At 48.0% G+C, this 8,232-nt stretch carries 1 protein-coding gene; it reads right to left on the reverse strand.

Annotation, left to right across the window (positions count from 1 at the left end):
• On the reverse strand, window positions 1-8,232 hold an 8,232-nt coding region (locus tag NH399_RS25095; protein WP_305885114.1), incomplete at both ends, for a calcium-binding protein.

Below are 8,232 nucleotides of genomic sequence, written 5' to 3' on the forward strand. Positions count from 1 at the left end.
CATTGCCCCAGCGATCAAACTGAGTCCTAATTTGGGGCATTTCATCTACAAAGCCACTCTCTGTCAGATACCCCTCAACTAGTGCAGAAGCCCCCCCAAGGTACTCCATTTTAAACTGTGGCAGTACGGTTAACGTTTTTTGTCCCAGCTTGTTATAGGCATGCTGCGTTAATCCATTCGCTGGATTATATTCGGCCACACGTAGGCCTTGCAGGTTGTAACGATACTCTTTAAGAACACCATCATTCTCGTTGCTAGCAATCAACTGGCCTGCTGCGTTATAAGAAAACTGCTCTTCAAGACTCGCAATATAATCTGCGCGACTTGACGTTGCTTGCAGCTTAGAGCCACGAGCCACCATCTCGCCATAACCGTTGTACACCATAGCCTGAACTTGCTGGCGTTCTTGATTATCAATATTCAGCTGATTAGTATTGCCGAGATGGGTAATCGTCGCAACCTGGCGATCCAATTTGTCGTACTGGAGTTCAGTATGCGCTTCATAGGTCGTGGTTTTATTCGCGTCTTGATACGTGCGGAATACATCGGTCACATTACCCGCTGCATCGCTGCGATAACGGGTCTCATTGCCTGCTGCATCGACTTCACGGGTTTTACGACCCAATGCATCAAACTCAGTAATCAGTGTTTGGTCTTTAGCAGACACGGTGATGGCAAAGTCATCGCCTGCTTTCCATGCAGTCCGTTGTGCATCGGTTAAACCAACGCCCGATGTCCATTGTTGAATTTGATTACCATAAGCATCATAGCCATAACGCTGATAAGGAGAACGCAAAGCACCGTCACTCAACTGAGTGCCATCGGCATTTAGCACACCGCCATAAGTCAGACCGTCACCAGAACCGGTTTTAGTTAATGCCGCATTATCCAGTGCCATACGAGCTTCTGAGACCACATCCATCACTCGGCCTAACGCATCATAGCGAGTTTCGGTAGTAACTTGATTTACTGTCTCTTTGCTCACATTACCCAGTGCATCGTACTCTACCGCGCGCAACACAACGTCTTGCGTATTGCTATTTGCATTGAAAGTACCTTGACGATCATCACCCACCGTAATGCTATCGAAGCTCATGCCTTTCAGCGTTTGCGTGGTTAAACGACCTAAACCATCGTAATCGTTTTCTACTACTCGGTCGGCACCGTACTGATCGTTAACACCTGCCTGAATGGCAACAGGGGCAGGCTGGCTGCTTAGGTCGGCACTCTCAGCCAAAGCCACCGCGTATTCGGTGGTTCGCTTTACTTCATTGAAGGCGTTGTAATCGTAATGGGTTAAATAACGTTCCGGGTTCACCTCATAGGTTTTGCGGCCCAAGGTGTCGTAGTAGGTGTAACTTTCGGCCCACTCTTTAACTTCTGTACCATTGTTGTTGGCAGCAGACACATAGCGGACTAATTGTGAGGTTTTCGTGATGTCGCCATAAGCGTTGTATTCATAAACGGTCGTCGGTGTATGAGAATGAGCTTTACCTACCTCAACATCAAACGTTTCTACCGCGGTTTGTTGGACTTCAATGACACGATTGCCTACATCATAGACATTCACCACCTGACGCTTACCTTGTGATGCCAAACTGGACAGTGCGTTGGTTATTTCCGTTTTTGTGTACACATGATAGAGGTTCGTGGCCATCGCTGTGCCCGACGTCCTACCCGATGTTGAATCCCCGGTTTTAAGTAATGAAGGATCAACCTCTTTACCGTCTCCGGTGCTCACCTCGGTCAGCGAACCTGCATAACGGGTAACTAAGGTTTGATTACCATAAGCATCATAATCGTATTGGGTCACGTAGCCTTCGGCATTGATGGCATAGGTCTCACGATTCAAAGCATCGTAAGTTTTGTAACTGAAGTTACCCCGCGCATCTTTATGAGCCACCGCATTACCAAAGGCATCGTAGGCAGTTTCCGTCGTATGACGGGTGTGCGTTTCAACCGTCATGGGTGGTCCGTTTTTCGGGGTCACCGTTTCGTATTCAGTCACTGTAGGATAAGTGACTTTGATCTGACGATGGAGCGCATCGTATTCGTAATTTGTGGTGCGCACTTGATTAAATATCAAGTCTGGCATATCTGCGCCAACTTTGATGGTAGTGCCCGTTAAATCTTTGTCTTTACCGGCTAACACAGCTCCTTCGGTCAGACTTAACAAATTACCAAACGCATCGTACTGCATCAGACTTACAAGTTGTGTTTCTTTCGCTTCTACTTGCGTACCGTTCACGATGGAAGATGTCACCGTTGGGGTGGTCTCTCGAACCAAACGACTGTGAGCATCGTATTGATAATGCCAAACATCGCCGTTTTTATTGGTTAAGGTTAAACGATTGCCTAACGCATCGTAGGTGTACGACTCCGTCTTACCTAAAGCATCCGTCATCGCCGTGAGGCGACCAAGATTGTCATAATCGTTATGAACGTTACGATCATCAGCATGTGCGTGATTAAGAGCAAAGGCTTCGAGAGAAGCTAAGCTGAAGGTTTGCTCAGCTTGTGGCGTGACATCAAGATAAGACGAGTTATAAACAACCGTATCAGTCACTCGACCTAAGGCATCGTATTTTGATTCTGAGACAAACCCTAGAGCATCAATGCTAAAGCGCGAACGACCTGCATCATCAAAAGTTACTCGGCTGCTGCGATAATCAGCACCGTTTAAGGCTGCTTCGACTTGTGCCAGTGTGGCAAAGTCGCCTTGGATTTCACGACCGTAGGTGCGCGTCTCAACCACTTGTCCGCGCACATCATAAATCATGTGAGACACAGTGCCAGTAGCGCTGATGGAGTAAACCAATCGACCTGCGGCATCATAAACGTATTGTTGAGTTTGCTCAGGGACTAATACCGCGTTTAATGCAGGCGCTTGTTGAACATCGCTGTTGCCGTCGCCCGAATCGGTAGGAGGTTCAGCCTGGCCGCCGCCTGCACCTGTGACTTTGAGGTTATCCACGCGCAGCCATGTGTCGGCAGCAGGCGCTGCGCCTTCCGCCGTTTGGGTGCGAGCGGTTAAATCGAAGTCCATGTTCTCCCAACCATCGCCCAAAGGCGCTGAATGGACACGATAAGTCTGGCCACCATTTTCAATGATGGTTTCAATCGCACCGTTACTGACTTCAAAACGCACCGTCATGGTCGGTTCACTTAAGAACATATCCACAGGTATCTGATAGATTTGACCGTTTTTGTAAGTCGCCAATAACTGAACATTACCGCCCGTCACTTCTACTAGCAGGCTTTTTTGACCATCGCCATAAATGCCATTAGAAATCCCTAAGCGAGCATAAACAGAATGTTGCTCCAAACTTGGAGGTGGCACTTCCACGTCAAAACTCATGCTTGCACCATCCACCAGATGGAAATCTTTATTGGTGTTTACAATGGAAGAGAAAGTTGACGATCCCGTGCGAGGGCTATTGAATTGAAGCTGACCATTAGTGATAGCCACGCGATCACTCGGCGCACCGCCAAGAGTCACCTGGAAGTCACTGAGTGTCGCACTGCTAAAGTCTTCGCTGTAGTTCGATGTGCTGGATGCGGGTTGTGGCGTCGAAGGTGTTGAAGCAGGCGCAGTATTATCTGCGACATCACTTGCTGCAGCTGTTTTTGCTTCTGCCAACAAGGTAGCCAGGGGTTTATTCGCCAACTGAGTCGCATCAATCGCCACACCATGACGGGTAGTACTGATCACATTGTTGTAACCATCGTAGGCTGTTTCGGTCACAAAGCCTGCTGCATCAATGGCAGCCACTTGACGGTTGATGGCATCAAAAAGGCTATAACTTAAACGCCCGCCTTCGTCTTCTATTTGAACAACATTGTTGTAAGCATCGTAAGTTAACACTTGTGTATGCTGAACGTCTGCATTCAAACTCGCATCCCAAACCGCAGGTTTAATGACATGAGTTTGACGATTTAATGCATCGTATTGATAGGTAGTTGTGCGGGTGTTATCGCCTGCCCCCGTTGTGATGCTAGAAACATTACCAAACGCATCGTATTTTCGAATCGTTTCTACTGAGCCAAGAGAGGTTGTTACTTGACCATTGTCATAAGCACCTAAAGTTGTTTGTGGAGAAATCTCTTTGGTTAAACGATTTAACGCGTCGTATTCGTACGTCCAAACTTGAGCGTTTTTATCGGTACGAGTTAATTGATTACCTAATGCGTCATACTCATAAGACTCCACCTTGCCTTGTGCATCGGTCATCGTCTTTAATCGACCCAGTGCATCGTAGGTATTTTTAACGATGGAGTTATCGCTGCTGACGTTGGTGTTGGCAAAGGCTTCTAATGCCGTCAATGAATAATCATTGGTTGAATAAGCTGAAGCATACACAATGGCTTCACGAACACGCCCCACCTCATCAAAACGAGTTTCTGATACTTGCCCCACCGCATCCACACTAAAGCGCGTACGGCCTAATGCATCAAGTACCTGGTGGCTGCTGCGATAAGTCACATTGCTTAAAGCCGTGCTGATACCTTCAGTGGTTAAGGTAGGATTTGTTAACGCACTGTCATAGACGCGAGTTTCAACAACTTGACCGCGAGCATCATAAATATTTTGAGAAACACCGCCCAAGGCATCGATGCTATAAACCAGACGACCTGCATTGTCATAAACAAATTGTTCCGTCTGTTGCGCGATGGTATTTGGATTCGCGGTTTTTGCTTCGGTTAATAGGGTCGCAACGGTTTTACTACCCAGTTGCGTTTTATCAATGGCCACTCCATGACGAAGGGTTGCAACCACTTCGCCCGCCTGACTGTATTGAACTTCAGTAACATAACCTTTGGCATCAACGGTGTAACGCTCACGATTAAGCGCATCAAACTGCACATCGGTGGTTTGTGCGTTACCCGCTTTGGCAAGTTCTGTGGCAAAGTTAGCCGTTCCGACTTGCGTCTTATCAATAGCTGTTTCAAAGCGCTGTGTTTGAATCACGTTGCCGTTGGCATCATGGTGGAATCGAGACACAAAACCTGCTGCGTCAATTACAAATTCCAAACGACCCAAATCATCAAAAACACTTTGTGTATGTTGTGCAACAGAGTTATCGGCTAATAAGCCAGACATGTCAGCTAACTGAGGTGCAGAAGTAACACTGATAGCCTCTTTATAAACTTTTAAGTCAGTGACTTTGCCACGGGCATCATACACATTGTGCGTGACATACCCTTCTTCATCGATGTGATAAATTAACAGCCCTGCGTCATCATAAACGTTATAAGCTTTGTCATTGTTGGCATTGGTCGTCTCAATGATTTGACCAGCAGCATCGTAAACGTAATGGGTTGAAAGTTTTAATCCTGTGGCATCATTCACCGAGTGCGTCAAACGATCCAAATCGTTGTAATGATATTCGGTGGTCACTGCTTTTGATGTGCCAGCCGCTTCAACAACGCTGACTTTATTGCCCAGTCCATCGTATTGTGTTTCGGTGCGCAGATTAAGGAAACCATCACCCACACCATAATCACTCGTGGTAGCTACCACACGACCTAGACGATCGTACTGGTTTTGTGTGACGACTCCTTTTGCGTCCGTCACGGTTTCTAACTGGCCTTTGGCATCATAGGTATAGCGCGTCTCAATGGATTGTCCTTGATAAGCCAGCTCTTCAGTCGTTAACGTGATCGAGTCACCCGCCAAGCTTTGAATCTCTGCTCCACTGGGATCGGTGATTTCTCGTAATACACGACCTACCGCATCGTATTCAAAAACAGTGCGACGACCTTGTGCATCCACACTCAATACCAGACGCTCACCTTTGTCTAAATACAGCTGAGTTTCTGAACCATCCGCTGCAGTGGTTTTGGTTAACTCACCATTAGCATCGTAATGAAATACGGTTTGCTCACCTCGGCCATCAACCGTTAGCGTGGTTTCGCCAAACTGATTAAAGTGAGTTTCGGTTTTGATGCCGCCAGGATAAGTAACAATGGTTTTCTGTTGATTGGCATCAAAGGTGGTTGTAACACTCTGACCTAACGCATCGGTTTGAGTATGCACTCGGTTAAAGGCATCATAACCATTGCTTGTGGTGCGATTTAACGCATCAGTCATCGCCACTTCGCGACCCAGACGGTCGTACTCAAAGTGAACACTCTGACCTAAAGCATTGGTGGTTTTATCCAGCTCGCCAAATATTGTGTGCTGACTTTGCGCATGTTCAATGGCTTTACCATTGAGTCGATAAATATCGGTGACCTGACCACGGGTGTTCACTTCGGTTAATGTGGTGGTCCACTGAGTGGCAGCCACATCACGGGCCTGACGGCTTAAGTAGACTTCACCAAAGGCATTATACAATTGTGTGGTTTTAAAGCCTTCGGCATCCAATGTTTCCAATACCAAACCACGACGGTCATAACTGAATTGAGTCACGCTATCATGAGCACTTTTTAGCGTGTCTAGATGCGCGATAAAGTCAGCTTGCGACAAGGTGCCTTGTTGCAGATTATTCAGCTCGGTGGCCCCTAACGCACTCTGATAAACGCGAGTTTGATCCACTTGTCCAAAGACGGTGTAAGTGGTTTCGCGAACACTGCCCAAGGCATCAACGGTGTGGGTTAACTGATCGGCATCATCATAGAAGAATAAAGTGCGCTGACCATACTCATCAACGATCGCTGTGACTCGACCAGCCGTATCGTATTCTGTTTGTTTACCTTCGGCTGTTAACAGGGTATCCAGTTGTTGTTGCGTGTAATCGGTGGGCAACAGCGCACTGGACTTAGCATCGAGTGTGCCTGTCACACGTCCGAGCTCATCCACTCGTTGTGTTTGCGACCGTGAGGTGTTGGTCAGGGTGTCTGTTTGTGTGGTTTGTAATAAGTGCCCTGCGGTGTTGTATTCATAGGTAGTGACCAAACCGTTCCAGTCGGTTTTTTGTTGCAGGCGATCCAGTTGATCATAAACAAACGAGGTCACACGATCATTGTCGTGAGCAGTGATTGTCAGATCCTCAAAGCTGGCACCATCAGCCACTGTGACTCGATTAAAGTGCTCGGTGACTTTGACCTTCTCGCCTTGTTCATTGTAATCATAAGTGGTCAGGTAGCCTTCGGCATTCACCGTCGCAACCAACTGACCTTTGCCATCAAAGAATTGATGAGCAGAACGATCAACAACCGTATCGCCAGAAGCTTGTGCTGCCACTTTTGCCGAAGCAACCGCCGTCAACATTTGAGCCAGCGTGCCGTTTTGATACAGATCGGCCACATCGTCGGTAGACTTAGGCACCGCAATACCATGCTGACGAGTTTGCGCCAGCTGACCGGCTGCATCATAAATGAATTCAGACAGTAGACCGGCAGCATCCAGCTCAGCAATTTTGTTGCCATCGTGATCGTAGAAGTAACGTTCTACACGGTCACTGGCAGCACCCAAAGTTTGCAGACCGCTGTCGGTTTTCATCACAAAACCGTTTTGCTCGCCCAGTAGATCGCCGTTGCTGTTGCGGTACGTGATTTGATATTCGTGAACGCCATTAGCCAGATCGTTGAGAGGGACAACAAACTCACCGTTGTTAGCACTGTAGGCGTAAGCGGGCGAGCCACCTACTGACACATGCGCTTCTAACCCCGCCTGTGTGGGATCAATGCCAAAGTTGTTGTTAGCATCCAGTGTCCACACCAGATTGGTGGCTTCATAAGTTCGCGCAACCGGATTGTTGATGATGTTGGTGATGTCGGCTGCCGTCCAGGTGATGCCAGCTGTATCAAAGGTAATGCGATCAATCTGATAGGATGAACTGCTGAAGTGGTTAGTCACCGTGATCACATCACTGTTGCGAATGTTTTCAATCACCAGATGGTTGCCACTGCGGGATAACCGAATGTCTTCTGCCGCGACGGTGGCATCAAAAGCGATAGTGTCCAGCGCACTGTCACCCGAGTAATTATTGATGGTGTCACGACCACTGCCCGCGCTGAAGCGGTAAATGTCTGCGCCATAATCGCCAGAGAGCGTGTCGTCGCCTTTACCACCTACCAGGACATCATCACCGCTTCCACCTGACACCGTATCATCACCGGAGCCGCCCATGACGGTATCGTCGCCGTCGTAGCCGCGCACGGTATCGTTACCCGCACCGCCATCAATGGTGTCCGCCGCATCGTTAAAACCTGAAAGGCTGTCGTTATCATCACTGCCCACCAAGACATGTTGCGTGAAATAAGCTTGATCCCATTCAGTGCCATCGG

The sequence above is a fragment of the Pleionea sp. CnH1-48 genome (assembly GCF_024124665.1).
GTDB lineage: Bacteria > Pseudomonadota > Gammaproteobacteria > Enterobacterales > Kangiellaceae > JAMXSB01.